The 25,518-nt window shown below is 67.1% G+C and carries 23 protein-coding genes and 9 pseudogenes; 20 read left to right on the forward strand and 12 right to left on the reverse strand.

Annotation, left to right across the window (positions count from 1 at the left end):
- Positions 1 to 184: 184 nt before the first annotated feature.
- Positions 185 to 359: pseudogene (locus ABZ642_RS16110) on the forward strand (IS110 family transposase); the annotation flags it as partial.
- 51 nt (positions 360 to 410) lie between these two features.
- On the opposite strand, the gene ABZ642_RS16115 reads toward ABZ642_RS16110, so the two are convergent.
- Positions 411 to 1,376: a helix-turn-helix domain-containing protein gene (locus ABZ642_RS16115; RefSeq protein WP_360483271.1), complete on the reverse strand. Its 966-nt coding sequence runs from the start codon at positions 1,374 to 1,376 to the stop codon at positions 411 to 413.
- A gap of 79 nt (positions 1,377 to 1,455) precedes the next feature.
- On the opposite strand from ABZ642_RS16115, the gene ABZ642_RS16120 reads away from it, so the two are divergent.
- From ABZ642_RS16120 to ABZ642_RS16155, 8 genes are all read left to right on the forward strand, one after another.
- On the forward strand, positions 1,456 to 1,803 hold the full coding sequence (locus ABZ642_RS16120) for a DUF6616 family protein (RefSeq protein WP_360483274.1): 348 nt from the start codon (positions 1,456 to 1,458) through the stop codon (positions 1,801 to 1,803).
- A complete protein-coding gene (locus ABZ642_RS16125; protein ID WP_360483277.1) occupies positions 1,800 to 2,462 on the forward strand; it encodes an HD domain-containing protein in 663 nt (220 codons plus the stop codon). The genes ABZ642_RS16120 and ABZ642_RS16125 overlap by 4 nt, the downstream gene beginning before the upstream one ends.
- Positions 2,463 to 3,172: 710 nt before the next feature.
- Positions 3,173 to 4,099: a helix-turn-helix transcriptional regulator gene (locus ABZ642_RS16130; protein WP_360483280.1), complete on the forward strand. Its 927-nt coding sequence runs from the start codon at positions 3,173 to 3,175 to the stop codon at positions 4,097 to 4,099.
- A gap of 247 nt (positions 4,100 to 4,346) precedes the next feature.
- On the forward strand, positions 4,347 to 5,129 hold the full coding sequence (locus ABZ642_RS16135; protein WP_360483283.1) for an alpha/beta hydrolase: 783 nt from the start codon (positions 4,347 to 4,349) through the stop codon (positions 5,127 to 5,129).
- 147 nt (positions 5,130 to 5,276) lie between these two features.
- Positions 5,277 to 5,657 carry a nuclear transport factor 2 family protein gene (locus tag ABZ642_RS16140; protein ID WP_360483286.1) on the forward strand — a complete coding sequence of 127 codons (381 nt, stop codon included), beginning with the start codon at positions 5,277 to 5,279 and terminating at the stop codon, positions 5,655 to 5,657.
- 169 nt (positions 5,658 to 5,826) lie between these two features.
- The gene (locus ABZ642_RS16145) at positions 5,827 to 6,033 is read left to right on the forward strand and encodes a hypothetical protein (protein WP_360483288.1); all 207 of its coding nucleotides are present in this window, start codon (positions 5,827 to 5,829) and stop codon (positions 6,031 to 6,033) included.
- Positions 6,034 to 6,149: 116 nt separating this feature from the next.
- Positions 6,150 to 6,827 (forward strand): response regulator transcription factor, encoded by a 678-nt coding sequence (locus ABZ642_RS16150; RefSeq protein WP_360483291.1) that lies wholly within the window; start codon positions 6,150 to 6,152, stop codon positions 6,825 to 6,827.
- A 40-nt stretch (positions 6,828 to 6,867) separates the two neighbouring features.
- On the forward strand, positions 6,868 to 8,136 hold the full coding sequence (locus ABZ642_RS16155) for a HAMP domain-containing sensor histidine kinase (protein WP_360483294.1): 1,269 nt from the start codon (positions 6,868 to 6,870) through the stop codon (positions 8,134 to 8,136).
- 344 nt (positions 8,137 to 8,480) lie between these two features.
- Here the strand turns inward: ABZ642_RS16155 and ABZ642_RS16160 are convergent, their stop codons facing one another.
- A complete protein-coding gene (locus ABZ642_RS16160; protein WP_360483297.1) occupies positions 8,481 to 8,987 on the reverse strand; it encodes a hypothetical protein in 507 nt (168 codons plus the stop codon).
- A 296-nt stretch (positions 8,988 to 9,283) separates the two neighbouring features.
- On the opposite strand from ABZ642_RS16160, the gene ABZ642_RS16165 reads away from it, so the two are divergent.
- Positions 9,284 to 9,736, forward strand: coding sequence for a hypothetical protein (locus ABZ642_RS16165; protein WP_360483300.1), 453 nt, complete (start codon positions 9,284 to 9,286; stop codon positions 9,734 to 9,736).
- A gap of 230 nt (positions 9,737 to 9,966) precedes the next feature.
- A complete protein-coding gene (locus tag ABZ642_RS16170) occupies positions 9,967 to 10,560 on the forward strand; it encodes a hypothetical protein (protein WP_360483303.1) in 594 nt (197 codons plus the stop codon).
- A gap of 203 nt (positions 10,561 to 10,763) precedes the next feature.
- Here ABZ642_RS16170 and ABZ642_RS16175 read toward each other — a convergent pair whose 3' ends face one another.
- Together ABZ642_RS16175 and ABZ642_RS16180 are read right to left on the reverse strand one after the other, a co-directional pair.
- Positions 10,764 to 11,120: a hypothetical protein gene (locus tag ABZ642_RS16175; RefSeq protein ID WP_360483305.1), complete on the reverse strand. Its 357-nt coding sequence runs from the start codon at positions 11,118 to 11,120 to the stop codon at positions 10,764 to 10,766.
- 684 nt (positions 11,121 to 11,804) lie between these two features.
- Positions 11,805 to 12,119 (reverse strand): annotated as a pseudogene (locus tag ABZ642_RS16180) (ATP-binding protein); the annotation flags it as partial.
- 23 nt (positions 12,120 to 12,142) lie between these two features.
- Between ABZ642_RS16180 and ABZ642_RS16185 the strand changes: the two are divergent.
- Positions 12,143 to 12,411 (forward strand): annotated as a pseudogene (locus tag ABZ642_RS16185) (site-specific integrase); the annotation flags it as partial.
- Positions 12,412 to 12,963: 552 nt separating this feature from the next.
- On the forward strand, positions 12,964 to 13,326 hold the full coding sequence (locus ABZ642_RS16190; RefSeq protein WP_360483308.1) for a hypothetical protein: 363 nt from the start codon (positions 12,964 to 12,966) through the stop codon (positions 13,324 to 13,326).
- A gap of 522 nt (positions 13,327 to 13,848) precedes the next feature.
- Here ABZ642_RS16190 and ABZ642_RS16195 read toward each other — a convergent pair.
- Positions 13,849 to 14,802 (reverse strand): AraC family transcriptional regulator, encoded by a 954-nt coding sequence (locus ABZ642_RS16195; RefSeq protein ID WP_360483311.1) that lies wholly within the window; start codon positions 14,800 to 14,802, stop codon positions 13,849 to 13,851.
- Between the two features lie 170 nt (positions 14,803 to 14,972).
- Between ABZ642_RS16195 and ABZ642_RS16200 the strand changes: the two genes are divergently transcribed.
- A complete protein-coding gene (locus tag ABZ642_RS16200; RefSeq protein ID WP_089107565.1) occupies positions 14,973 to 15,563 on the forward strand; it encodes a flavodoxin family protein in 591 nt (196 codons plus the stop codon).
- 658 nt (positions 15,564 to 16,221) lie between these two features.
- Here ABZ642_RS16200 and ABZ642_RS16205 read toward each other — a convergent pair.
- A complete protein-coding gene (locus ABZ642_RS16205) occupies positions 16,222 to 16,782 on the reverse strand; it encodes a tyrosine-type recombinase/integrase (protein WP_360483315.1) in 561 nt (186 codons plus the stop codon).
- 98 nt (positions 16,783 to 16,880) lie between these two features.
- On the opposite strand from ABZ642_RS16205, the gene ABZ642_RS16210 reads away from it, so the two are divergent.
- Positions 16,881 to 17,309: a hypothetical protein gene (locus ABZ642_RS16210; protein ID WP_360483318.1), complete on the forward strand. Its 429-nt coding sequence runs from the start codon at positions 16,881 to 16,883 to the stop codon at positions 17,307 to 17,309.
- 297 nt (positions 17,310 to 17,606) lie between these two features.
- On the opposite strand, the gene ABZ642_RS16215 is transcribed toward ABZ642_RS16210, so the two are convergent.
- Both ABZ642_RS16215 and ABZ642_RS16220 read right to left on the reverse strand, forming a co-directional pair.
- On the reverse strand, positions 17,607 to 18,104 hold the full coding sequence (locus ABZ642_RS16215; protein WP_360483321.1) for an SMI1/KNR4 family protein: 498 nt from the start codon (positions 18,102 to 18,104) through the stop codon (positions 17,607 to 17,609).
- 149 nt (positions 18,105 to 18,253) lie between these two features.
- Positions 18,254 to 18,487, reverse strand: a pseudogene (locus ABZ642_RS16220) (transposase); the annotation flags it as partial.
- 3 nt (positions 18,488 to 18,490) lie between these two features.
- Here ABZ642_RS16220 and ABZ642_RS16225 point away from each other — a divergent pair.
- Positions 18,491 to 18,828: pseudogene (locus tag ABZ642_RS16225) on the forward strand (IS5/IS1182 family transposase); the annotation flags it as partial.
- A gap of 66 nt (positions 18,829 to 18,894) precedes the next feature.
- Here ABZ642_RS16225 and ABZ642_RS16230 read toward each other — a convergent pair.
- Positions 18,895 to 19,703 (reverse strand): IS5 family transposase gene (locus ABZ642_RS16230; RefSeq protein WP_360483488.1). Its coding sequence is split into 2 segments (ribosomal slippage): positions 18,895 to 19,349 and positions 19,349 to 19,703, totalling 810 coding nucleotides; the frame shifts between segments, so codons are not numbered across the junction.
- 63 nt (positions 19,704 to 19,766) lie between these two features.
- Here ABZ642_RS16230 and ABZ642_RS16235 point away from each other — a divergent pair.
- Positions 19,767 to 19,960: pseudogene (locus ABZ642_RS16235) on the forward strand (IS5/IS1182 family transposase); the annotation flags it as partial.
- A gap of 115 nt (positions 19,961 to 20,075) precedes the next feature.
- On the opposite strand, the gene ABZ642_RS16240 reads toward ABZ642_RS16235, so the two are convergent.
- Positions 20,076 to 20,549 carry a hypothetical protein gene (locus ABZ642_RS16240; protein ID WP_360483324.1) on the reverse strand — a complete coding sequence of 158 codons (474 nt, stop codon included), beginning with the start codon at positions 20,547 to 20,549 and terminating at the stop codon, positions 20,076 to 20,078.
- A 90-nt stretch (positions 20,550 to 20,639) separates the two neighbouring features.
- Between ABZ642_RS16240 and ABZ642_RS16245 the strand changes: the two are divergent.
- Positions 20,640 to 20,822, forward strand: a pseudogene (locus ABZ642_RS16245) (transposase); the annotation flags it as partial.
- 182 nt (positions 20,823 to 21,004) lie between these two features.
- Here the strand turns inward: ABZ642_RS16245 and ABZ642_RS16250 are convergent.
- A complete protein-coding gene (locus tag ABZ642_RS16250; RefSeq protein ID WP_360483327.1) occupies positions 21,005 to 21,430 on the reverse strand; it encodes a hypothetical protein in 426 nt (141 codons plus the stop codon).
- Positions 21,431 to 22,777: 1,347 nt separating this feature from the next.
- On the opposite strand from ABZ642_RS16250, the pseudogene ABZ642_RS16255 reads away from it, so the two are divergent.
- Positions 22,778 to 22,864: pseudogene (locus tag ABZ642_RS16255) on the forward strand (transposase); the annotation flags it as partial.
- 422 nt (positions 22,865 to 23,286) lie between these two features.
- Here the strand turns inward: ABZ642_RS16255 and ABZ642_RS16260 are convergent.
- Positions 23,287 to 24,345, reverse strand: a complete 1,059-nt coding sequence (locus tag ABZ642_RS16260; protein WP_360483330.1) for a hypothetical protein — start codon at positions 24,343 to 24,345, stop codon at positions 23,287 to 23,289.
- A 184-nt stretch (positions 24,346 to 24,529) separates the two neighbouring features.
- Between ABZ642_RS16260 and ABZ642_RS16265 the strand changes: the two are divergent.
- Positions 24,530 to 25,488, forward strand: a pseudogene (locus ABZ642_RS16265) (Ku protein).
- Positions 25,489 to 25,518 lie beyond the last annotated feature (30 nt).

Genomic DNA, 25,518 nt, shown 5'->3' on the forward strand with positions numbered 1-25,518 from the left:
CGGTCAGAGAGTCCGTCGACCCAGGCGCTCGTCCGCCCCGGCAGTGTCCAGGGCAGGAAGAGCGTTTCACGGTAGGGCGTCGAGAAGACTCGTGGCCTGTACGGCTCGAACGGGCATGATCGCGCACCTCGGCCCTGTGCGGCAGTCCGGGCAAGGCTGGCGGCAACCCTCACCGGCCGCTGTCTACCACCGAAGGCTCCAGCGTGTCTTCTACACCTGCGCGCTGGTCAGCGTCCGCTATGACCCGAGCTCGCGGAAGTTTCTACGACCGCAGACGCGTCGGAGGGAAGAAGCACCTCCAAGCAGAGCTCGCCCTCGCCCGTCGGCGCGTCGACGTCCCGTGGGCCCTGATCCGTGACCGAAGGTGCTCAAAGTGGCGCCCCCGTGGCTGCGACCGCCGGACAACGGCATCAGGATGCGAAGGTGCGGCGGTAACTCGACGGGCTGGTCCTGGTCATCGCGGTGAAGTGGATTCGCAATGACTCCGCGGAGCCGAAGCCGCATCGGTGGGCGATGTCGTCGATGCCGAGGCGAGTGGTCTCGAGGAGTTCGCGCGCGCGGGCTACGCGTTGCATGGCCACCCAGTTCATGACGCTCGTTCCGGTCACGGCCCGGAATCTGCGGCGCAGGGTTCGTGTGCTCATGTGGCTGTGCCGGCTGACCGACTCCAGGGAGAGCGGCTCGTCGAGGTTTTCCAGGATCCAGGCGATCACGTCGGTGATCTCGGAGTCGCCGTCGGGCGGGATGTGCTCGATGAACTGGGCCTGTCCTCCTTCGCGGTGGGGCGGGCTGACCAGGAAGCGGGCCATCGTGTTCGCGGCGGCCTGACCATGGTCGAGCCGCAGGAGATGCAGGCACAGGTCGGTTCCGGCGAGGACACCCGCGGAGGTGAAGACGCCGGCGTCCTCGACGTAGAGCTCCGCTTCGCGGACCTTGACCGACGGGTGGCGGTCTCGCAGCAGGTCGGCCCAGCGCCAGTGGGTGGTGGCGCTGCGGCCGTCCAGGATCCCGGCCGCCGCCAGGGCGAAGGCGCCCGTGCAGATCGACACCATCCGGCTGCCCCGGTCGTATGCGTCACGCAGTCGTTCGACCAGTTCGGCGTCCGGAGACTCGGTGGGGTCCTGCACTCCGGCGACGATCACGGTGTCCGCCGTGTCCAGCCGGTCGAGCGGCTCGACCTCGCGTGGAACCAGCGAGTTTCCCGCGGGAATCGCACTCACCAAGGTCAGCTCGTAGGGGGCGCCGCCGGGCCAGCAGGCGGTCACCCAGTCCGGCCAGCGGCCGAACACCTGCTGGGGAACGGCTACGTCCAGCAGGACGTAGCCCGGCTGCACCACCACTGCGACCTTGGCCGGATCTTTGGGATTACTGTCCATCTGGCCATCGTACGGTGGCCCTCGGTCTTCCTAGGCTGGTCGCATCACGCCGATCGCGATTAGTGAGGAGATGCGCACCATGTACGTAGTCGTCGAGACGTGGACACCGAAGCCCGCGTTCTTCGCCGCCGCCGAGGAGGCGCGGAACGACCTGTTCACGGGGATTCAGGAAGCCATGAAGCAGCTCGCGGACATCGGATTCGTGACGCTCGGCTGGGGCAGGGTGGAACCGGCCGCGCATTCCGCGTCCTATGACTGGTTCGCGGTCTGGCAGGCCCCTTCGAGGGAAGTGGCCGACGTGTTCCTGAACGGTGTCGAGAGCTCCGGCTGGTACACCTACTTCGAGCAGACCAACGTCGTGGGTGAGGTGCGCCCGGCCGAGGTGGTCATGGCCGAGCACCTGGCGCTGGAGGCTGAGGTCAAGTGAGCGTGCTCGAGAATCTGCCGGAGGAGATCGGAGGGTGGCCGCGTACGGCGGCCACGGAGGCCGCTGCTGCCTTCACTGCCGAGCACTCTCCGGAATGGCTGCTCAACCACACTGTCCGCAGCTACTTCTATGCGCGTAGCATCGCCGCCGCCAGGAGCCTGGTTGCGGGGGTGGACTACGACGACGAGACGCTTTTTCTCGCCACGGTGCTGCACGACATCGGTCTGACCGACGCGGGGCAGGGTCCGAACCGGTTCGAGGTGGACGGTGCGTTCCGGGCCGCTCGATTCGCCCGGGAGCACGGGCTGTCCGATGTCGCCGCCGACCAGATCTGGGATGCGGTGGCGCTGCACACCTCACCGGGGATCGCGCCCCACAAGCATCTGGTCGGTGCTCTCGCGCACTTCGGTATCGGTGCCGACATGTTCGCTTTCGGTATCGAGGAGGTGGACCGGGCGGTACTGGACGCGGCGCACGAGGCGTTTCCGTATCTGGATCTGCGGAACAAGATCCATGCGCAGTTGGTCCATCAGATCGACGAGCAGCCGTCGAAGTGGGCGCCGTTGTCGTTCGTCGACATCGTGTACCGCAAGCACCGGCCGGACAACCCGTTCCCCGGGCTGGACGAGCTGGTCGCCGCCCCGGTGCGTCCGGACTGACGACGTCTCGCGACGGCTGCGGCCGGGTTCCGTGGCCGTTTGCCGGCGGGCAGCTGTGACGAAGGAGACGCGGAGCCGGGCATCCCGTGTGCCTGGCTCCGCGCCTGTGTTGACCCGGCACCGCGTCCCGGGCCCTTGAGCGTCGGCATCCCGCCAAGGAAAGCCGGGGCGGTCGCGATGCGGGAACCGATGTCGTCGGGAGCGGCGCCGAGTTCTTCGGCGAGGGCTTTCACGGCTGCGTCGAGAGTGGCGGTCATGTGGGAGGCGCACAGTTCGCGGTTGGCCCCGAACATGCGGTGTTCGAGCCCGTTGGTCTCGTCGTCCCGTCCTGCGTTCCAGGGAGCGAGGTCCACGATGCGGGGGCGGCGCCGACCGCTGCGTGACGCACGCCGCGGAAACCGATACCGGTCAGGTGGCCGGCCTGGCTGCGGGCACGGTGATCTGTGTCAACAGCCTGGGTGGCGCCACCCTCGGACAGATCACCGAGGTGCCGTGCTCGGCCCTGGTGGTTCCCATGATGGTGATCGGCGGCATCTACCCACGCAGAGCGGCGTCTTGGACGGGTGGGCTGTGTTCCCGGTGCGGCACGATGTGGTGTTGAGCGCGCCGTGCCGACGTGGCCGCCGACCGGCAAGCGGAAGGCGGCCGCGCAAAGGCTTGCGCCGGGCCCGTGGTCAGTGGGTCCGGGGCGAAGGAAGCTCGTCGCCGGTGTGGTCAGCCGCAACTGCGATCATTGGTGGATGGCTGGTATGGGAAGCCCGGATGTTGTCGACGTCAGCTATTACAACCCGGATCAGCCCCGGCTGGGGCTGGAGGTTCTGTCCTTCGCGACGCTGCGTGAGCGGCTGCTGCCGTCTGTCGCGGTGGCTCCCAGTCGTCCGGACTTCCATCAGTTGACCCTGGTCACCCGCGGTGAGGGTACCGCGTTGATCGACTTTGTGGCTTACCCGTGCGCTCCGGGGACCCTGCTGCATTTGCGTCCTGGCCAGGTGCAGCGTTTCCCCGCGGATCCTCAAGGGGGCATCGCGGATCTCGACGCGACCTTGGTGGTGTTCACGCCTGCCTTTCCACCGCCGGTGCCTGCCGGCGCGGCCGTCATCGACGAGGGGCTCAGTCCTGCCGCTTTCTCACTGTCCGCGGTGGAGTACCGGGCCATGTCGGTGGCGGTGGCCGAGATTGCGGCGGAATACGCCACGCTGGCCGAACGGGACGCTTCACAGACGGAACTCACTGTGGAGTTGCTGAGGCAGCTTCTTGCTGCGCTGCTGGTGCGCATTGCCCGGCTGCCGCATCCTGGTGAATGGAATCCTGCGGCGGGGGGCGAGGTGTTCCGGGTCTTCCGCGGCGAGCTGGAGCGCGCGTTCGCCACGAGGCGCCGTGCTGCCGAGTACGCCGCGCACCTCGGTTACTCGCCGCGGACGCTTACGCGAGCCTGTCTGGCCGCTACGGGCCGTACCGCGAAGGATCTCATCGACGACCGTGTCGCCCTGGAGGCCAAGCGGCTGCTGGTACATACCGGGCTGCCCGTCGCGTCCGTCGGGCGCATGCTGGGCTTCACGGAGCCCACCAACTTCGGGAAGTTCTTCGAGCGGACGGTGGGTGCCACTCCCGGGGCATTCCGCGCCACGCAGCGCTGACAACCCCGACCGCTGGGACAGCCAGAGGCATCTGGGCCGTGGGGCGGAGACTGCGCCGAGCCAGGGCTCTCCGAAGCGCACGCCTTGAACGGATCGGCGAGTCCATTTTCGACCATGGCGCGTCCCTTGCATACCTCGCCCGCGCAGCACGCATCGCGCATTGTTTAAGCACGCAGTCAGCGCGTTATCCGCTTCCGGTCAAGCTTCTGACTGTCTGGTGAGGCCGGGAGGAAAGGAGAAAACAACCATGCCCTACACAGACGTCAACGGTGCCCGCCTCTACTTCGAGGACAGTGGTGGTGAGGGCCCGGTCGTGGTCTTCAGCCACGGCAACCTCATGGACCGTGACATGTGGGTGCCTCAGATCCAGGTCCTGGCCGGGGACTTCCGGGTCGTCGTGTGGGACGAGCGGCTGCACGGCCGGACCGAGGACGACGGCAAGACCTACACCTACTGGGACTCGGCCGCCGACCTGATCGGGCTGCTGGATCACCTGGGCGTGCAACAGGCGGCGCTGGTGGGGCATTCGCAGGGCGGCTTTCTGTCGATGCGGGCCGCTTTGCTGGCGCCTGAGCGGGTCAAGGCCCTGGCTCTGATCGACACGACCTCGGTCTCCTGGCCGCTCGAGGCGCTGGCGCAGATGCGTGGTGTGTCGGAGGGATTCCGCGGCGCGGGTCCGGAGACAGTGGCCCCGGTATTGCTGGGGATGCTGCTGGGCCGGCCTGCGATCCACGATCAGTGGCTGGCCAAGTGGCGGACGCAGCCGCGTGAACGGCTCGCCGACGCGGTGCAGGTACTGATGGGGGTTGACGACATCACCGACCGGCTCGGTGGGATCACAGTGCCTGCCTTGGTCGTCCACGGCGACGCGGACCAGCCGATCCCGTATCCGTTGGGCCAGGCGCTGGCCGGGAAGATCCCCGGTGCCGAGGAGTTGGTCACCGTGACCGGGGCCGGACACACGCCGAACCTCACTCACCCCGACCAGGTCAACCCGGCGTTGACCGGCTTCCTTCGCCGGTATGCCTGACGGTCCCACACCCTCATGCGTGGAACCTGCGGCGGCGGCCGGCACGGCGCTGCTGCCCGCAGAGCATCCTGGCGGACCTTCACACGCAGGTCGCAGCACCCGCTATTTCAACGATCTGCACACCATCCAATTCTGAGAGGACCCACCATGCCGACTCCCATCACCGACCCGGCGCAGCTCCCCCCGGCCTTCGAGAAGGCCATGAACTCCGGGAATCTTGACGAGGTCCTGAGCCTGCTCGCGCCCGGTGCGGTCATGCGTACCGTCAGCGGTAAGACCGTCACCGGTCAGGCGCTGCTCGACTACACGGCCGGGTCGATCGCCGGCAACGCCCAGCTGTCCAACGGCCCGTCGCGCATCGTGGCCGGTGACGACATCGCGTTCATCAGCGAGGAGTGGACCCTCGAGATCACCGGTCCCGACGGCAACCGGATGAAGGCCACCGGCACCACTGCCAATGTCGCCCGCCGTGGTCAGGACGGCACCTGGCGCATGGCCGTCCTCAACCCCCTCGGTACCACCGCCTGAGCATCCGGGCCGGGCTACCTGGTGCCCGGCCGCCCGCTCAGCAACCAGCGCCCGTCCCTGGTTTTCGTTCACCACTGGGGTGGCTCGCAGCACACCCGGCGACCGGTCACCGAACAGCGGGCCGACGGCGCGCTCGGCTGTGGCGAGTTGATCGTGGTGGGCTGCTTCGATGCTGTCCGTTCAAGAGGTCCTTCGCGGGGCGGGAGTTCGACGGGCACAGTGGGCGACGGGAGCGGCAGGCCCCGGGCCGGGGTGGCAGGCACTGACCAATACCGAGCCGGCGGTCACCCGTCTGATCGGCTCCGGGCTCACCAACGGAGCCGCCGCCGACCTGGGTCTGTCGCCGAACACGATCGGCACCTGGGCGACCCGGTAGACGATGGGGTCACCACCCGGTCGCGCGGGCAGTCCGATCCGCCGGCTGAAGGGACGCTGAACGTCCTGAAGATCCTCTTCAGCGCCTGGCGCGACCGGTCGGGCAAGGTAGAGGGCATGCGTGTGCTGGTGATGGACGACGACGCCCGTCTCGTGGAGCTGCTCCAACAGGGCCTTCGCGCGGAGGGGTTCGCGGTGGACGCCGCGAGCGACGGTCTTGACGGTCTCGACAAGGCGGCGGCGGACACCTACGACGTGATCATTCTCGACGTCATGATGCCGGGCCTGAACGGCTACAAGGTGTGCGCCCACCTGCGTTCGATCGGCGACAACACCCCGATCCTGATGCTGACGGCGAAAGACGGTGAGTACGACGAAGCGGAGGGGCTGGAGACCGGTGCCGACGACTATCTGACGAAGCCCTTCTCTTTCGTCGTCCTCAACGCCCGGCTGCACGCCCTGATACGTCGCGCGCGCCCGGAGCGACAGATCGTCCAGCACTTCGGGGACCTGGAGATCGACACGGGAGCCCGCCGCTGCCGCCGCGCAGGCACGGACATCGCCCTCACCCCTCGAGAGTTCGATGTCCTCGCGCTGCTCGCGGCAACGCCGGACATCGCCATCAGCAAGGCCGCCATCCTGGACCGGGTCTGGGACAGAGCCTACGAGGGCGGCCCCAACATCGTGGAGGTCAACGTCAGTGCTCTTCGCCGGAAGATCGACCGTCCCTTCGGCCGGGCCAGTATCCAAACCGTGCCCGGCGGGGCCTACCTGCTCCGCTCCGACGGAGCATGACCGCGGACACCGTCGGCGCCTGCGGCTGCGGCCGCAGACCGTGCGCGTCCGTGCCACCGCCGCCGTCGCACTGGTCGCCAGCCTCGCCCTCGCCGCCTGCTCGGTGGTCCTGCTCTACGCCGTCCACACCAACCTGGTCACCTCCGCCCAGAACGCGGCTCGTGACCACGTCGACATGGCAGCCCACCAACTCGGCTCAGGAACACCTCCGGCCGACGTACAGGCCGCCCTGCCGGACATCATCCTGGACACCGCGCCCCCTGCCGATGCGTCGTCCACCGCGTCGGCAGACGAGGGTGCCAGTGCCAGTGTGGGCACGCCCACGGGACCGATCCTGGTACAGGCGTTTGCGAACCGTGCTCCCGCGCATACCGCCGTCATCACTCTGACCTGGGCCCTGGTCCCCTGTACCGCCCTGCTGGTCCTGCTGGTCGCCTACCTGGCGTGGTACGCCATGGGCCGGGCACTGCGACCGGTGGAGAACATCCGTGCCGAGTTCGCCGACATCACCGCCCACAGTCTCCAGCGGCGCGTCCCCGTCCCCGACTCCGACGACGAGGTCGCATCGCTGGCGGAGACGATGAACGGCACTCTCGATCAACTCCAGCGCGCCGTCGGCCGCCTGCGGACCTTCACCTCGGACGCCTCGCACGAACTGCGTGGACCCCTCACCACCCTGAAGGCCCGTCTGGAGCTGGCCCTGGCCCGTCCCGACCGGGCTGAGTGGACCGCGGTCGGCAGCGAGGCGCTGCGCGACACCACACGTCTTGAGGACATCGTCGCCGACCTGCTGCTCCTTGCCCGCCTGGATGCCCGCCAGCCCCTGAAACTCCAACCCTTGTGCATGACCGACCTCTTGCGACGGGTCCTCGCCGAGCGCTACCCCGGTCAACCTGTCGTCCTCGTGGCGGACTCCGACCCCGATGAGACGGTTCTGGGCAGTCGTACGGCACTCGCCCGCCTCTTCACGAACCTCCTCGACAACGCTCTGCGCCACGCACACAGCACGGTGACGGTTCAGGTGCGGCACACGGAGCACGACCTGGTCGTCGAGGTGAGCGACGACGGCCGGGGCATCCCCGAACCCGACCGGGAGCGGGTCTTCGACCGCTTCACGCGTCTGGACAACGCCCGTACCCGCAGCGAGGGAGGTACCGGTCTCGGCCTCGCCATCGCCCGCGACATCGCGACTGCCCACGGGGGGACGCTCACTGCGGAATCGCCTCGGACCACCGACGGGGGTGCCCGCCTGCTCCTGATCATCGCCAGGCAGGACCAGCCGCGCAGCACGTCATGGCCGTGCGACTGAAGATCGGACGCGCGCGAGGGCGTGTGAGTGGGTGCCGCGCTCAAGGCTCCCGTGGCGTCGGGAGCCGAGAGGTGCGGCGACCGCCTATGCCAAGGGTCTACAGGGGTCGGTCAACGGCGTCATACGTGCTCGGCTGGTTACCGCGCGGAAGTCCTCTCCGGACGGTAACCCTGACGTGGATGCTGCCCACGAGGGACGACCCACTGCCGATTGCAGCGACTGTTGCAGCAGCCCCAGCGGCACCATTCCACGCGAGCAGTGCTGCGGTGATTACAGCAATGAGCCCCGTGAGCGCCGTGATCCAGCCGAGTGCGGTGGACCCATCGATGCACCGTGTGCGTCTTTCAGCCGATGGCACTGTAGAGCACCGGTCCTTCCGCATCGCACATCCCTGCCAGGCAGCACTGGGCTACGCCCGTCCGTTGTTCCACCTTGCTGACGTACTTCTCCAGCTGCGGGATGATGCCGTTTTCGTCGAGCCGGTACGAAGCTGTCTCGATGAGAGTCCGGGACGTGCGGGGCGATGTGTCACCGCCGTTGATGAAGACCATCAGGTCCGACAAGAGTTGCTGCGGGGAGGGGACGAAGACACGCCGAGCGAGGTCGAAACGATTGGGTAGGTGGTACTTAGTTTCTTCCTGTTCGCGTCCGGCGGGGATCAGATGCATCTCCCAGCCGCTGCGGTCAGACGGCGAGTAGACACGGGGGCTCCAGTACAGCTGGTGGAACACACAGCCGTGGTCGTCGCGGAAGTCCTCGTCGAACCAGATCCCGCCCCAACGGTCCACGCCCGATCCGCCGGCCCGCCAACCAATGACGGGAATGCCAGAGTTGGCCCAATGGTCGGCCACGGAGCCGATGTAGGGGTGGTGGAGCGAGTCTCGTGGTTCGATGACGAGCGAGGGTTCGCTTGTCCTGCGAGCAACGGAGTACGGCACGTCCTCCGTTGCCTGACGACGCCGCGCGGCACGCTTTCTGGTTGAATGCTTGACCATCAGTTTCCGAACCGGCAGTTACCCACACCCTGCCTGCACTGAGCGTCAACCAGTGTTGCGCGATCCACTGAGGACCTTGGCCAGGGTGTACGAAGTGGTGTGGGCACGACGTAGTGGCTCAGGCGGCGCAGCTGCCAAGTGGGATCATACCGATGCCCAACGCCGTTGGTAGTCGACTTCTCGCCGTCCGCGTCCTGTTCGACATCCGCTTCAGGAGTTCGATCGAGCGGCTCTCATACGGCCCACGCGGTCCTGCCGATAAGGCGTGCGTGATCGCTCAAGGCCGCCTGTGTCCATCGTCGTTCATGTCAGCAGGTGATGTCGGGTTGGATGATCCGATGGAGCGCATTGAGGCCGAGCTTTTCACAGATGGTGGCAACGAAGCAGTGGTTCGCCTGCCAGGCAGACGGTTCCCCGGGGTCCTGGTGCAGGGCGACTCCCTTCACATCCTCCGCAGCGACGTGGCTGAGGTGATGGAGGCATGCGAGCGAGGCGAACTGGATGAAGCTCCGGACTCCGCCGGCCTACTTCTGACGAACCTAGATGCTCTGCTGTCGCGGTACGAGGCTGCGTTGAGCGAGCATGAGATTCCGCGGCCATACTGAGTTGCCGGGCCATCAGCTTGGGAAGCTGCGGGCATTCGCGGATGGTTCGGCCGCTGACCTGGGCGAACGGTCGGGGTGCGGCTCGTGGGGCGAGACTCTTTAACCGTGGGTCCCCGTTGTTCCCTGCTCGATCTGGTGCGGATGTGGTGCGCGTTCCCGCTGTCCAATACTCGATAACGGTGCGTCTAGGGTCGTCGTCAGGTGATCGGACTGAGGACGGAGGCTTGTGGATGGCGACTTGGCAGGAGTTGGAGGCCGAAGTGGCAAGCCGGTTGACCCGTGCATCCGTCGATGAACGCGTCGTGTTCGTTGTGGGCGTGGCGGAGCGATTGATGCGGGCTCAGGAGGCTCTGTCAGCCGATGAGCAGGCGGAGTACACCCTCAGCCTTCGACCGCTGCTCAACGCACTCTGGGAGGCCGCGTTGGGTAATTCGGCGGCGTTCGGAGAGGTCAAGCATGGGATGGGCGAATACCTCCTGAGCGAGTACTGCCACAACGACGGGCAGGACGGTCCTGGTGACGCCGACGAGCCGGCGGCGGCTGCAGTGCTCTACGCTGCGGCGGTCTACCTGTTCGGTACAGGCGATCTGGCCTCGGTGGTGAGCAGCCGTGCCATCGAGGCTGTCGACGATCGCTGGAACAGGGAGGACACCGATACCGACGCCCCTGACGAGGTGTTCGCCTCCGAGTTGCACCGTCAGCTCCGCGACCTGGACCTGATCAGCCGGCACAGCGGATCCTTGCACGACGCGCGTCTGGGCTTCGACGTGGAGAGCTCCGCCCAGTTGCACCGCGTCCTGCGAATCCCCCTCTCATCCATCTAAGCTGCTGAATAATGTTCGTGGGTGGTCCCCGGGCCGCCTTCTGATCCGTAGCTCTACAGAGATCGGTCATCAATGGCCATACAGGCTGCCGAACGGGGGGTGGAGGGTACCGACGGCCGTCGTCGGCCGCGGCGGTTGCTGTACTTCGCTGCTGTACCGCGCCGACCCGCCCCGGGTTGCGGTCGCGCTTCCGCCAGCGAATTTCAAGGCCGCAGGTCCTCCCCCTGCGGATCAAAACAGACCAATTTGTGCCCCCGGGCCAGTTGGGCAGCGAATTCCGAGACTTCCTCGGCCTGGCTGTAGGACATCAGCAGGTACACCATGGGTCCGGACGCCTCTGAGATCAATGGTGGGGACGCCCAGGGACTCTTGTAGCCGTCGTGATCATCTTCGGGATAGCGCTCGATGAGTGCCTCTACGTACCTCTTGATACGCGCAGTCGGTGGTACGGCAACGTCCTCCGACTCCAAGTAGCGCTCATACAGCTCGTCGTAGACGGAGCCCGCTTGGCTGTCGTCGAGCGGGGGCTCTCCCTCCCAAACGGCAAGATCGTAGGTCATGCCCGAATGATCGCAGGCGGGGTTCTTCGTGGCGACAGCCGAACCAACGCCCAGCCAGATGACTTCTCCAGCCCACCACTCACCTCAGCTCCCATCCTGTCAACTGCCTGGGTCGATGGCAGGCGGGATGGGAGCACCCCACGCACGCCACTGTCCGCCGGCACTCGCGAACGGCGCCCCCGCCATCTCGGAGCCTGAGCGCCCCCGCCGGAGGCTGCCTGTGACCGTAGCGGCTCTCTACGGTGATCGACGCATGACCCGGCTCGGCTCTGGCCTCGTGGGCGCGCGTCGGCGCAGCGCGGGCGGAGCGGGCCGGAGGCCGGAGCGGCGCCCGGCGCGGAGCCGGGAGCGCGCCCGGCGGAGCGGAGCGCAGCCGGGGCTTGAACCAGTAGAGAAAGTTGCAACTCACTGGCTGGCAGCGGTACTGCTGTCCGGTCCTGAGCTTCGATGTTCGGCGATGCGTCGGCCGTGTTCGGCAGCTCGTAGCAGGGCGTGGGCGACGCGTTCGGCGTCATCCGGGCGTAGGTAGATCTCATGGGTCCAGAGCACTGAAAGCCGTACGGTGCCGTTCAGCAGGTTGGTTGCCACGTCCAACTCGACGCCGTTCCCGGTGGCATCGGTGACGTTCAGGTCCTGGTCGCTGCTGTAGGCACTCATGCAGGCGAGCATGCCTGAGGTCCAGCCCCTGGCGTTCACGAAGAGTTCCGCGGTGACGGTGTAGCCTCCGCCGGCGCCCTGCACGACGACCCTGTGCGCGAGGGCGCTGACCATGCCTAGCCCCCGGCCGTGCTCGGCATCCTGGTCCTGGTGCTCGACCTTTGGACCGCCGCCCCCTCCTCCGTCGTCCGTGACCGACAGCGCGATCACCTGCGGTGCCACCGCCAGGGCCAGGTGGAAGCTCCCGCGTTCCCCGCCGCTGCTTGTGTGCAGGAGCGCGTTCGTGCTCAGCTCGCTCACGATCAGTGCCGCGTCGTCCGCCAGGGGCGATCCGCGCAGGATGCCTCTCGTCCAGCGGCGGGCCCGTCGTCGCCATGTCCGAGGGCTTCCGGTTCTACGATCTACGGCAACGGGACACACGCTGTCCACGCGCTCCGGCGCCACGCTCAAGGACACCATGGTCCGGGCCGGGCAGTCCTCCGAGAAAGCGGCGCTGATCTATCAGCACTCCGACGACGAGCGGCAGGAGGAGGTCGCCACCGGGTTGGACGCCACGGTCCGTAAGGCGCGGGCCGCTGCCGCGCGCAGAGCACCCGACAAACCTTCTGGCACGAATCTGGCACGCGACAACTGATCATCATGGACAGCAAAAAAGCCCGGGTCTCTGACCTGGGCCTTCTCCATGGAGCGGGTGACGAGAATCGAACTCGCGCTCTCAGCTTGAGAGCTGCGAGCATTTGGGGGCGGTTCGCGTGCTGACCTGGGCGGACGGCCCATGGGTGGCCTCGCCGGCCTCGGTGGCTTTCACCGTGGTTCCCCGCTCCATCTGTTGCGCTTGTGGCGCGCACAACACGATCACGGCCGGAGAGGCGAGTATGCAGCGGGGCTGACTCGAATAGTGCTGGGTGGCGATGCCGAGACGCGATCCGGGACAACGCTGCACGTTCACTCCTCAGCGAGGACGCGACCCGCACGCTGATCGAGCTACTGGGCGAGCTGACCGCCCACTCCGTCGACTTCGACGCCAGGCATCGGGCCTGAGACATCAGGTGTTGAAGGAGATCTTCAGAACGTTCAGCGGATCTTCAGCAGGCCCGGGCGAGAGTTGCCTCGTTCTCGATCCCGAGGGAACGGGGGCCGGACGTCGGTACCCCTGTCTCCCTCCGCCTGCGAAGGAGTTGATCACATGAAGGTGCGCAGGAACGGCATCTCGCGTCGTCAGGGTGCCGTGATGGCCGGCGTACTGGCCGCACTGCTCGCCTCGGGTGGGGTTGCCGCTGCGGCCTCGACCGGCGGCAGTACCACCAAGCATGACGGCAGCACGGTCTCCGAAGCGCCCGGCAACCCGCACCCGCACCACATCAAGCCGGGCACCGCCAAGAAGCTGCGAGACCTCCCGGTCGTCGAGGGCGGCCCCGTCACGGACGACGAGCCGTCCGTCGTCGAGGTGCCCGGCGCGAAGCCGGATGGCTGGCTTCCCGGCGAGGCCACGCCGGTGAAGGGTGCCCCTGTCGTCGTCGGCGGCGAAGGCAACACCACGCTGCGCTAGCCGCACGGTGACACGGCAGGCGTGGGGCTGCCGAGTCGTCACCGCGGAACGCCCGGCCGGAGAAGTTCGGCCGGGCGTTTTGCATGGCATCTGCCTGACATGCAGGACTTCACGCGAAATCTTGCTCTTCTCCCCTGAGGGAATCGCCCCGCAGTCGGATTTTGACCATGGGGGGTCGTCTGCGCATCCGGTGACGACAAGCTTCTGAGCATAGTTTTGACGGCGTCGGCCCGGCCGATGCCGGCGTCTTCCCCGGCCGCCGACGGTGTGCGTCGCCCCTGCTCGCTGGTTTCGTAGTCGGAAATGGCCCGCCTGGCCCGCCTCGTGCGGGGACCGGCGGCCGATCGACCACGCCGCGGTTGAGTCCGCCCCCCCCGACTGGCCGGACGCTGCGTCGTTCATCGCCGAAGCCGTCTTCTGAGCGGCGATCCTCGACGTCACCCTGGTGCCGATGCACACGGGCCTGTCGGTGGGCGGGCTCTGTGGGCCTTTGTCTCTTGGCCCCGCTCCCGGGAGCGACGCTCACCGCCCAGGTCGCCTGGCGTCGGGCGCTTCGCTTCCGCCATCCTCCGAGGAGCGGCCGCGGACGGTCGCGCGGAAGGCGATCGGAGTCTGGCCGGTGCGCTGGTGGAAGAACTTGCTGAAGTTGGTGGCGCTGGTGAAGCCCAGTTGCGCCGCGACACGGGCGGCTGATTGATTGCCGTGCGCCAGGAGGCGCTTGGCTTCCAGGACGACCCGCTGGTCGATGAACTCCTTCGCGCCCACCCCGGCTCCGGTCAGCGCGGCCCTGGAGAGGGTGCGGGGTGAGTAGCCCAGAGCTCGGGCGTAGTCCTCCAGGCGGCGGGTGCGGGTGAAGTCGCGTTCGACCGCGTCACGGAAGCGGAGGAATGTCTCTCCTAGGTCCGGTGCCGGGCCGCCGACGGGCGCGGTGCGCTGCGAAAGGCGCAGCACGAGGACTGCCAGCAGGTGGCGCAACACCGCCACGTGCGCTTCCAGGGAGATGCCACGCAACGTCTGGAACTCCAGTGCCAGATGGTCCACGGCCATCTCCAGCGCGTGACTTTCCTCGGGACCGGGAACCTGGAGCGTGGGGGCGTAGAGATCGTCGATCCGCGCTGCGGCCACGGTGGCCGGGTCCAGGAAGTCGCCCTCGAAGAGGACCAGGGTGCCCTCGGCGTCGTTCAGATCACCCCACTGCTGCACCTGACCAGGCCGGATCCTGAGCCAGGAGCCCGGTTCGAGGGCGTAGCCGGTGAAGTCCACCGTGTGCCACAACGAGCCGCTGGAGAGGGTGATCAGGTGGTGGAACGTGGGTCGCTGCGGTGCCTGCAGCCGTCCTTCGCCCATGTGGACGGCGGCCCGCTCCCGCAGGTCGGCCAGAGAGATGATTTCGATGCCGGCAGGTGTGCCGACGGCGGGAGCGAAGCCGATGTCCGCGATCTCGCGTGATGTGCCCTGTCGTTTTCTCACCGTCACCAGTAGCCACCGTCACGCAGGGAACCTGGCCGATGCCAGCCTAACCACAGTAGCCGTCACCCCATGTGTCGGATTTTAACCATGATCTGTCAGTCTCCTACCTGGTTCACCTGGGAGGGCGCCAATAAGTTGAATCTCGAAGCTTTCGTTTTCAAGCGTAGGAGGTACTTGTGACTTCGCCCATCGTGTCCATCGCCTATCACTCCGGCTACGGCCACACCGCCGTCATCGCCGAGGCTGTCCAGCGTGGCGCCAAGGAGGCCGGCGCCGTCGTGAACCTGATCGCCGTCGGTGAGATCACCGACGCCCAGTGGAGGCAGCTGGACGCCTCGGATGCGATCATCTTCGGTTCCCCCACCTACATGGGAACCGCTGCCACCGCTTTCCATGGCTTCGCGGAGGCCAGCTCCGAGCGTTGGTTCGGACAGGCTTGGAAGGACAAGCTGGCGGCCGGATTCACCAACTCGGCTTCCAAGGCGGGCGACAAGCAGTCGACCCTCCAGTACTTCGCGACGCTGGCGTCGCAGCACGGTATGCACTGGATCGCGCTCGGCCTGCCGGGGGGCTGGAACTCGTCCAAGGGGAGCGAGAACGATCTCAACAGGCTGGGCTTCTTCCTGGGTGCCGCCGCTCAGTCCAACGCGGATCAGGGGACCGAGGGGGTGACGGCCAGCGACATCGCCACCGCCGAGGCGCTGGGGCGTCGCGTCGCGGATGCCGCCGCCACGTGGGTGGCCGGCCGCGCCGCACGCGCCGCCTGATCGCGGGCCCTTCGCCCCGGCTGCTGGGTTTCCCTAGGGTGCCGGGGTGGGCGGCGGATCCTTGGTCTCAATCGACCACCCGGCGGCGAACTCGCCCCGCCCCACGGCACCGTCAACCGGACATGGAGGGCCTTCGCCAAAAGCTTGCGCGGCTTGTCGGGGAGGCTGTCCAGGGCGGGCATTTCTGACATGACGCGGTGGGCGACCATGTGGGGCGTTCCCGTCCCGAAGGGCAGGCCGCTTGCGGAGTCGTAGCCGACGAGTGTGCCCCAGAGCGAAGATGTCGCCCTCGGGGGCAACGGTACCTGTGCGGCAGTGTCCGCGGCTCTCCAGCCGGTGGATCCTGGTCTTGTTGTCGGCACGTTTCACGGAGCGTCTGGCGGCAGAGCTATGACCGCCAGCGGGGACGAGTTGGGGACCGCGCGGTGTGCGCGATAGTGCACGAGGGAGCCCTCTGCGCACATCCTGCGTCCTGATTAAGTCTGCTATATCCAGAAAATACCTCCGACGCTCACTCCTGGGGGTCAAGGGGTCGCAGGTTCAAATCCTGTCGTCCCGACTGGTAATAGTCGCAGGTCAGGGCCGGTTTCGGGAGCATCCGAAACCGGCCCTTGATCATTCTTGGGGATCAGCTGGGGACCGGCGCTCTTGACCGGGTTCAGCGGGTCATGACGATCGGGCTCGGCAGCGAGCGGGGTGCGCGCAGCACGCTGAGGTGTGCGGAGAGCGCCGCCCCGGCGGCCGTGATCTTGTGTAGGTCCGGGTGCAGGGAGCGCTGAGTGGTGGTCAGGGATCCGTGGCCGGCGGTCCTGCGGGGGACGTGTACCTGCACGCTTGCATCGGCGAACCAGGTCAGTCCGGTGTGCCGGAGGTCGTGGCGGCGCAGGTGCTCGTAGCCGAGCTTGGTGACCACGTCGTCCCAGTGTGTGTCGCGCAGGACGGCGGTGGAGATGCGTCCGCCGCGCGTGCCGGTGAACAGGCGGGCGTCGGGATTGGGGCCGGCGGACAGGACGCGCTGAGCAACGAGGGGACGGATCTCCTCGACGATGGGAACCTTGCGGGCCCGCTTGCCCTTGGTGCCCTTGTCGATGAGCCCGCCGGGCGCGGGTGTGGTCTGGCGCCGCACGGTCCAGATCCAGTGGTTGGTGTCGATGTCCCCGAGGCGGCAGCCTGAGACCTCGCCGATCCGTGCGGCGGTGCACGCGGCGAAGTTGACCACGTCTCCCCAGCCGCGGTACTGGGCGTTGGAGGCGGCGACGAGCGCGTCGGCCAGTGCGAGGAGGGTCTCCCAGTCGGCCGGGCCAGCACCGGTGGGTCGTGGAGTTCGTCCTCGGCCTGCTTGTAGAGCTTCGGCCAGCCGGTCACCCGGGCGGGGTTGACCTTGATGATGCCGTCGCGGACTGCCTGTTCCATGACGCGGACCAGGACGGCGATGGTGTTCTTTACCGTGGAGCGGCTGTGCTCGTCGGCGATCCAGTTCTGCACGGTGCGGTCGACGACACCATTGGTGATCATCCGCACCGCGAGGTGGCCCAGGGCGGGGACAACGCGCATCCGCCACCCCGACAGGTAGGGGTCCAGCGTTTTCAACTCCAGGCCGCGCAGGGCGAGGTCCATGTTCGCTTCGCCGTATTCGGCGAGCTTCATGGTGGCCAGCGACGGACTCAGGCCGGCTTCTGCGGGCTCGATGATGGCCTGGAGCCATTCCTGGGCCTCTTCTTCGCTGTCCTTTCCCTCGGACAGTGACTGGCGGCGCTTGCTGGTCGGATCGGTCCACCGGACGCGTGCCCGATACGGAGTGGGGCGGTCAGGGCGGTACTCGATATCGGTCGAGAGCCGGACACCGACAGGAACGTTGGTCTTATCGGCCATTGAGTCCCTTGGTCGGGACGGTACGTCGGTGGCGCAGCCACTCCTCGACGTCAAGGGTGCTGTACATGACGACGCGTTCCGAGACCGTGACGAATGGCGGCCCCTGGGGTGGCCGGGCGGTGCGCCAGCGGCGCAGAGTCGAGGCGTCCACTCTCAGACCGCGACTGACATCTACTGGGATGCCAGCCATGCGGTGTACCACTCGCGAAAGTCTGGTCCTGGGGTGAGACCACCCCATGCACGGTCGTCGAGCCACACTTGTCCGGCATTGCTCCCCGTGATGACCAGGCGGGAGAAGGTGCCGCAGCCAGACTCGCCGATGACTAGTGTCCCCGCGACGGAGTAGTCAGCGTTGCCTTCCCGGCCCGGCCCCGGCCATTCGGTGGTATGCGCGAACGCTCTCGCCAGGAAGCCCACGTGCAGACTCTCTGCCCGAAGGTCGTGCAGGGCCTCATCCTCGTCTGCTTCTTCTGCCAGGCCCACGAGCCCGTAGTCCGGCCCCGCTCCACCGTCCGCGACTGTGCTCAGGAAGCTTCGGTAGGTAGCAGGAAGAGTGATGCTGTGCAGCTGCTCGAAGTGTCGGATCGACTCCTCCGCCAGGGGCGCGTGAAGCCGGTACCCGTGGTGAGAAGCGCCGAAGCGGCAACGCTCGGGGTCTTCCAGGGCCATTGCGGCAACACGCGAGCGCACCAAGGCGCCGTTCCAGGTCCCCCTTGGGGCAGCACTATCACTGGTCACGCCCGAACAGTACCGGCGTACGACCTCACCTGGATCAACGGCTTGGCGCCAGGCCGCGCGGTAGGACAGCCGTGGGTGAGCCGGCGGACCATGATGCCGATCATTGTCCAGCGGATCATCGTCTCCGAGTGGGCGAGGCTGGTCTCGTAGTCCCTGGCGAGGCGCCGGTGAGCGGTGAGCCACGAGAAGGTGCGGTCCACCGCCCAACGCTTGGGTTGGGCATGGAAGCCGCGCTGGTCGGGATCCTTGCGAACGATCTCCAGCTCGCGGCCGAGGGTCTGGGCGGCCCAGTCGACCAGGCGGCCGGCGAAGCCCTTGCCACGGCCGCCCGCAACGAGGGCATCGCCGTCTGCTTCCAGCACTTCCCCGACGTCGAGGTCCTCCTGGACGACGGCTACCTGGGCCTGAGCCGCGACCACCGCGGGCAAGCGATCACACCGCCAAGAAAACCGCGTCCGGGAGCACTGCCGGCAGAGTCCAGCAGTGGGAACGCGACCGCCACGGGCACTCCTTCGACCGCATCACCGTCGAACACGCCCTCGCCGACCACAAACGCTGGGAGCAACTGACGCGCTGGACCCACCGCCGCGACCACCTCCCCGACACCTACCGCGCCATCGCCAGCCTCGTCTCCGACCGCACCGTCACCGCCTGAAAACAGGCCACGACCAGACCAAACACGCCTCACCCGCTATCACGCACCAACTCGTAAGACGCCGTTTCACTTGGTGAGTCGTGGGTAGTTGATGAGGTTGGTGACGATGGCGGTGAACGCGAGGAAGTGTTCGGGCTTGCGTTCGTAGCGGCGGTACAGGCGGCGGCAGCCTGCGAGCCAGGACATGGTCCGCTCGACCACCCAGCGATGTCGGCCCAGTCTCTGCGAGGTGTCGATGCCGCGGCGGGCGATGCGGGGTGTGATGCCTCGCTCGCGGAGCCATCGCCGCAGGTGGTCGTAGTCGTAGCCCTTGTCGGCGTGGAGTTTCGCAGGCCGCCGGCGCCGGGGACCGCGCCGACTGCGCACGGGTGGGATCGAGGCGCCCAGCGGCTGCAGCGCGAGGCTGTCGTGGGTGTTGGCAGCCGAGATGCCGACGGCGACGGGGAGGCCACCACGGTCCACGACCAGATGGATTTTCGATCCGCCCTTGCCCCGGTCGGTCGGATTCGGTCCGGTCAGCAGCCCCCTTTGAGGGCTCGGACGCTGACGGAGTCGACGGCGAAGCGTGACCAGTCCACGTCGCCCTGGGCTCCGAGGTCGTCGAGAATGACGCGGTGCAGACGGGCCCAGACCCGGGCCTGGCTCCAGCGGGAGAAACGCCGGTAGACCGTGGGCCAGGCAGGCCCGAAAACCGGTGGCAACTGCCGCCACGAACAGCCTGACGTGGCCACGAACACGATCGCAGCCAGACATTCGCGGTCCCCGGCCCGCCGCCGGCCACCACCTTGTGCACGTACGACCACCGTCTCCGGCACCACCCGCCGGAACAACTCCCACAGCTCATCCGGCACCAGGCGCTCAGCAAGACTCGTCACACCAACACAACGACCCCAACCACCAAAGGAAACGATGTCTAAAGAGACAGAACCTGAGGTCGGTGGCATGAGGCCGGCGTCTTCGAGACGCTGCACGGCATCCTGATCGCCGAGTTGCACGCGGCCGACGCCCTGGACTGGACCCAGGCGTGCGTGGATGCCTCCCACATCCGCGCGAAAAAAAGGGGGGCGAGGCGACCGGCCCGTCACCGGGCGACCGCGCAAAGACGGGCAGTAAACACCATGTGATCTGCGACGGGAAGGACACCCCGTTCAAGGTCATCACCACCGCGGCCAACGGACCGCCTCCTGGCCTCGCGTAAAAGAAGAGCTGCTCGCCCGGCGGCATCTTGAAGCGGTCGAGAGATCCGTTCAGCCGATGGTGAAGCGCTGGTTCTGGGCGCCTCGGTCGCAGCGGGCAGTGCGGTAGTAGCCGTTGTCCTGCTGGTAGAGGCAGCGGCCCGTGCCGACGCTTTGGAGCAAGATGGCGCTGCGGGCGGCGGGCTGGACGGTGCGCCACTTCTGGTATGAGCCGCCGTTACAGCGCAGGGGGTAGACGTCGCCCCGGTCATTGCTGTCGAGGCAGCGGCCCCAGAAGTTGTTCTTAAGAGTGGTGCTGGTGTTGAGGCGGCCGTTCCACTGCCACAGGAGGCTGCCGCGTCCGGTGGTGCAGCGGTCGCCCTTGAGGCCGGTTTCCGAGGTCTCGCGCAGGCAGTCACCGTAGCGGTAGTTCGCGAAGCGGCTGGTGGCGGTGGCAGCGGAGGCGGGTGTGGGGGTGAGGAGGGGGAGGGCGAGGCCGGCTGCGGCGATGACGGCGGCGAAGGCTTTCCGGATCGGGCGGCGCACTGGGGGTCTCCTTACAGTGGTTTTCAGAGGTACCTCGACAGGATCCCCGAACACCACCGCCTATGCCTGAAAAATGGGGAAACCCCCCGGATCGAGCCGCTCATGCCGGCCGATCCGGTCCGGGGACGGCGCGGGGCCGATCACCGCGGCACGCTTGAGGCCCTCGCGTGGAAGTACCGCACCAACTCGCCCTGGCGGGACCTCCCCGAGGAGCTCGGCTCGTTCCAGACGGCCCATAAGCGGCTGATCAGGTGGGTCGTCGAAGGCACGTGGGAGAAGATCTTCGCCGCCGTCCTCGCCGCAGCGGATGCCGTCGACGACATCGGTTGGACCGTAGTGATCACTAATCGGACAGACACATCCGATCAACTGACCAACCCATCAAAGAGACACGCTCTAGTCACACCAGCGATTCCTCATGCTGTTTGTCCACCGTCCGAGCAGCTTCGCGGTAGTCAGGGGGACGTGGGAATGAGGGTGGTGGCGACGGACCGCTGGCGAAGTTCGCCCGCCAGGTACGTCATTTCCACGAACGTGCCGACCAGGCCGACTCCACTCAGCTCGGCGGCCATCAGCCGGGCCTCGCCCAGTGGCAGGTGGCTCACCTCGCGCAGGGCCCGCAAGACGGGGACCAGACTGGTCTCCTCGGTCGCCAGGCGAAGCCGAACGGCCCCGTGCTCGGCCAGCAGTGCCTGCCTGATCTCTTGGGGAGTTGGCCCTGCGCCCGTCTCGCACCACGCGTTGGGGCAAGCTGGGCACTGACCTTCGGTGCTCCAGCGCAGCTGTCCCCTGTCGATGAACTGACCGACGTCGCGGACAAGTGCACCACCACAGGTCACGCACGGCGAGGTGACCTCCGCTCCCTGAGTGGCGGTGATCATTCGTCTCCCCCTGCGCTGTGCCGATCTGCCTGATCCTGCCGCAACCACGGAAGGCCGGCGACTGGGTTGTTCGCGTGATCACGGTTGGGCAGCGGGGGAGGGGTATGCGGCGACTGATGGCCTAAGAGATCCGGAACACGTTCTTCAAGCCGGGCCTCACGGGATCCATCTTCGGCTCTGCCCCGCCGATCTGGCAGGAGCTTGATTTCAAAACCTGCACCGACGGCACCATCAAGAAGGTGAGCGGTGCTCCCGTCCTGCGCTTCAGCTTCATGCCGAACCAGTATCTGTATCGCAATGGGAAGGCCATCGATCTGGACGGCGCATACACCGGATCCAGCGCACCTGTGGCGACCGGCGACTTCTACCACTTCAGCGGGCCCGGCATTCCCGCGCCCCCCGCCGATCCCGATCAGTCGAAGCACCCGTATGCTCCGTGCGACATGGCCAGTGGCCATGGAGGTAATCCATGGAATAGGAGCGATCGACGACGCGGGCACAGATCCGTCAACTGCCCACTTCTGCAACGCACCTGCCAAGAGTCCTGACCCGAACTACAGCCGGTAGCGCGGTGCGGCGGGTGGTCCCCCGGACAACCGGTACGGGGGACCACCCGCCTGGCCAAGTGAAAGGATCAACCGGTGCAGACCTACTTGTACGCGGCAGCCGCAGCTTCGAGCGCTGTATGTGGAATTGCGTTCGGCATACGGCAAAGGTCGTTCAGGGACGGACTCGCGGCCGCCCTGATATGCGCCACGGCCATCAGCTCCTTCTCCTCTCTGAGATATGCGGAAATAGCCATTTTCTGGCTGATTGGTTCCCCCTCGGCAGGATTGAAACTTCTTGGCACGATGTGTCTGATCGCGCTCCCCTGGTTCCTGTTCCGACACGACAGGAGGCTGACCGTCGCCTCTGCTGTTTGCGTTGCAGCGGCTGCAGCTTGCCTTTGGATTCAGCCGTCGCACTTCCCGTTTCCCGTCGTCTACATGTCCGTGATCCTGTCTGCGGTGACACGGATTACATTCGAACTCCGCGCGAGCAGCCCGAACCCTCGATGACCGCGGCCACTGACAGTTCCCGCGAAACTCGACGAGGACCCCCGAAGAGACAACAGGCAGCGCCACCCGATGTCATCGGAGTGCCCGCCAGGCTGCTGGAGTCGGTTCTGGCAAAGCGAGAGCACGGACCGTCTCGACGATGAGGTCCTTGAGGGCATGGCCGGATGGCAGTCGCCCGCTCGACCCCGTCTGTCCGGTGGTCTTCATCGACGCCAGCCACGTCGGCGCGGTCGCCGACCGGCCCGTCCACGTGGCCCCACAAAGTACCCCACGACCATGAAACTCTGTCACCACCAACGCGACCGAGTCGGTCAACGCCCGCAACCGGCGAGCGGTCAAGGCCCGCGGACACTTCCCCAACGAGCAAGCCGCCCTCGTCATTGGTGTGGAGATCTCAGTCAACACGCCGACGGCCGGGGGACTTCGTTGGTTCCGTCCCCTTCCACGCTCGATGTCCCGCACGAGTTGGTCGAGCATGTCTCACGGTCAGCTACGCCTGAAGGTGTGAACGCCGCACTTTAGGCTGATGTAAGGTATCGCCGCCCTTGGCGTAGGCAGGGATCCTGACCAGCTAGTTTCAAGCTGTCTCACGTCGATGGCCACTGGTTCAGTCTCACGAGACGTGGCACATCCTCGGCACGCTTGCAAGGACGGCAGGAGTGCTGGTCGACAGCCCGCGGTCAAGCTGGAAACAGATTCGATTCACGTCTGCGCGGCCGTCGAGGCGGGGCCATGCACGCGGGTAGGCGGGCTGCCATGAGCTGCCAGGGCCCTCGGCAAGCTCTCAGGACAGAACTGTCAACTGTTGCGGCGTGCCCACTGCGCGGCCCGGACCGTTCCCTCCTGAATGTCGTGCCGGGGCAGTTGGAGGCCGAAAGCGTCCTCCAGGGCGTGGAAGTACAGCTCGAACTCGCTGGTGAGTTCGGGGTGGTCCAGTTCGGCGCGGCGTATGGCCTGGTTGAGGAAGTCGAGCTGACCGCCTCGGAAGTAGGGGGCGCGGCCGCGGTCGTACCAGATCAGCTCCAGGACGCCCCAGTCGTCGTCGATACGGCGGCCGTCGCGCATGTAGTCGAAGGTGTAGATGGCCTTCGCGGAGGTGGCGCTCAGGTGCACCGTCTCGGTGACGCCGAGCCGGGCGAGAGCCTCAAGCTCGGGCCCGAAGCCGGGGGTCTCGTGGTACATCAGGAACGCCCAGTCGCCGGCCTGCCCGAAGCAGCAGGTCTCCCAGACGATGTCCCAGAAGTCGAAGGTCCCGCCATCCATGCTGCGCAGATCCGCAAGACGGGTCCCGGCGGCGATCTGCGCGGGGTCTGCTCCGTGGAGCAGGGCGATCTGTTCGGCGCTGATACTCCTGCCGCGGAAGAAGGCGAGGTGGGTGTAGGGGTCCTGCTCGCGCCAGCTGTCGGCGATCCAGGCGAGGCGTTCCAGCGGGTCGCGTCCGCACGCAGCAGAGGGCTGCATACCGTCCATGCCGCCGTTGCGGAATGTGCTGCCCCAGGTGGGGTTGATCCGGTCCAGTAGCTCGGCTTGCCCGGAGACGAGATTGGCCAGCGGGCCGCGGCCGGGGGACCGGGCCGCGATGTGCTCGGCGAGCTTGCGGACCGCGTCCTCGGCGGCGAAGTACAGCACCTGATCCAGGTCCTGAGTGGCGAAGACCTTCCGGTAGGGACCGATGTGGCCGTGCACTGTGCCGTTGTCGTCCAGGACCAGGAAGAGATGCCCGTGCGGCTCGCCCACATGCTGCTCGTACTGGTCAGGTGAGGTGCCGGTGGGCGGGAGCATCGCGTCGTCGAGCACGTCAGAGCCCGCGGCCACCTGGTGCCAGGCCCGCTTGAGTGTGTACGCCGATATCTGCATGGGCGTCAGTATGAGACCGAGCACTGACACGGCCGACTGATCTGCGACGACTCGGTGGCCGGCAAAGATCAGCGTCGTCTGGGTTCGATGGCAGCGGACAGGAGTGCAGCCTGCCCTGAGACTGTGCAGCGAATTTTGAGACCCTACAGCTGAGAAGGCTCGGGGCCCGCGATGGAGGTCTGCCATGCCCCGCAGTATCTGGTCCGGTGCGATCAGCTTCGGCCTGGTCACAGTGCCGGTCCACGTGGCCAGCGCGACCGAGGACCACTCGGTGCGCTTCCACCAGTACCACCTGGACGACATGGCCCGGGTGCGGGTGCGCAAGTTTTGCGAGGTCGAGGACCGCGAGGTCCGCCAGGATGAGATCGCCAAGGGCTACGAGCTGACCAAGACCCAGGTCGTCCCGATCACCGACGAGGACCTGCGCAACCTGCCCCTGCCGACGGCGAAGGCGCTGGAGATCCACGGGTTCGTGCCGTGGGAGTCCATCGACGCCCTCCGGATCGGCGCGGGCTACTACCTCCAGCCCGACGGCCCGGTGGCCGCGAAGCGGTACGAGCTGCTGCGTCAGGCGTTGCAGCGGTCTGCGCGGGTCGCGCGGTGACGAAGTTCGCGTGGAGCGGCCGCGAGCGGCTGGGGCTGCTGCGCGTGCGGGATGACGTGATCGTGCTGCACGCGATGCGCTGGCCCGACGAGGTCCGCGACCCCTCCGAGCTGTACCCGCCGGCGGCGGATGTGTCGGATGCGGAGGTTGACGAGGCGGTGGAGCTGATCGAGCGGATGACCACCGACCGCCTGGAGGGCCCCGACTTCGTGGATCACTGCACGGAGGCGCTGGAGAAGGTGCTTGAGGCGAAGCGGGAGGACCGGGAGCTGCCAGAGGTGCCGGAGCCGGAGAAACCGGCGGGCAAGGTGCTCGACTTGATGGCCGCCTTGCCGGAGTCCGTGGACAAGGCGAAGTCCTCGCGTGGCGAGGATGCCGGTGCCGACGCGCAGGTCCATGAGATGCCCACGAAGAAGACCACGGCCAAGACACCCGCGAAGAAGCCGGCCGCGAAGAAGACGGTCGCGAAGAAGACCACGACGGCGAAAAAGGCGACGGCGAAGAAGACCGCCGCCCGCAAGCCCCGACGCAGTGCGTAGCCGCGGGCGGCGGTCAGGCGCGGGTGCGGA

Source organism: Streptomyces sp. NPDC007157, from assembly GCF_040634235.1.
In the GTDB taxonomy this organism is placed as follows: domain Bacteria; phylum Actinomycetota; class Actinomycetes; order Streptomycetales; family Streptomycetaceae; genus Streptomyces.

Coding starts and splice junctions, on each gene's coding strand:
- ABZ642_RS16115 (WP_360483271.1), bottom strand. CDS start 1,376: ATGGACAGTAATCCCAAAGATCCGGCCAAGGTCGCAGTGGTGGTGCAG.
- ABZ642_RS16120 (WP_360483274.1), top strand. CDS start 1,456: ATGTACGTAGTCGTCGAGACGTGGACACCGAAGCCCGCGTTCTTCGCC.
- ABZ642_RS16135 (WP_360483283.1), top strand. CDS start 4,347: ATGCCCTACACAGACGTCAACGGTGCCCGCCTCTACTTCGAGGACAGT.
- ABZ642_RS16140 (WP_360483286.1), top strand. CDS start 5,277: ATGCCGACTCCCATCACCGACCCGGCGCAGCTCCCCCCGGCCTTCGAG.
- ABZ642_RS16145 (WP_360483288.1), top strand. CDS start 5,827: ATGCTGTCCGTTCAAGAGGTCCTTCGCGGGGCGGGAGTTCGACGGGCA.
- ABZ642_RS16150 (WP_360483291.1), top strand. CDS start 6,150: ATGCGTGTGCTGGTGATGGACGACGACGCCCGTCTCGTGGAGCTGCTC.
- ABZ642_RS16165 (WP_360483300.1), top strand. CDS start 9,284: ATGCCCAACGCCGTTGGTAGTCGACTTCTCGCCGTCCGCGTCCTGTTC.
- ABZ642_RS16170 (WP_360483303.1), top strand. CDS start 9,967: ATGGCGACTTGGCAGGAGTTGGAGGCCGAAGTGGCAAGCCGGTTGACC.
- ABZ642_RS16175 (WP_360483305.1), bottom strand. CDS start 11,120: ATGACCTACGATCTTGCCGTTTGGGAGGGAGAGCCCCCGCTCGACGAC.
- ABZ642_RS16190 (WP_360483308.1), top strand. CDS start 12,964: ATGAAGGTGCGCAGGAACGGCATCTCGCGTCGTCAGGGTGCCGTGATG.
- ABZ642_RS16215 (WP_360483321.1), bottom strand. CDS start 18,104: ATGGCCCTGGAAGACCCCGAGCGTTGCCGCTTCGGCGCTTCTCACCAC.
- ABZ642_RS16250 (WP_360483327.1), bottom strand. CDS start 21,430: ATGATCACCGCCACTCAGGGAGCGGAGGTCACCTCGCCGTGCGTGACC.
- ABZ642_RS16260 (WP_360483330.1), bottom strand. CDS start 24,345: ATGCAGATATCGGCGTACACACTCAAGCGGGCCTGGCACCAGGTGGCC.